The organism is Chryseobacterium sp. SIMBA_029 (genome assembly GCF_046535275.1).
Classification (GTDB): Bacteria; Bacteroidota; Bacteroidia; order Flavobacteriales; family Weeksellaceae; genus Chryseobacterium.
This window is the reverse complement of sequence record NZ_JAWRXA010000766.1, coordinates 1-242: the sequence shown is the minus strand read 5'-3', so window position 1 is coordinate 242 and position 242 is coordinate 1. Positions and strand designations below refer to the sequence as shown.

Annotated in this window: 1 pseudogene; it reads right to left on the bottom strand. The window is 57.9% G+C overall.

The window, feature by feature from the left end:
* Window positions 1–242, bottom strand: a pseudogene (locus SB679_RS25995) (hypothetical protein); the annotation flags it as partial.

The following is a 242-nucleotide window of genomic DNA, read 5'->3' as shown; positions in this document are numbered from 1 at the left end:
AAAAACGCTCACCGCCCCGGTATTCAATACCGACGATGGTGAAGGGCGGCGCTTGCGGTGTGATAACGCTGGTACTGGGCTTCTGAGCGGGACGAGCCTTGCGGACAGCGGCTTTGGGCTTGGACGGAGGAACTGCAGGTTGCTTGGTCTGGGCTTGGCTTAATTCGTGAACACGGCCATCGAGCGATTCGACATTTGCCTTGAGCACCACCAGCTCACCTGAAGACGCGACATTACGAGAG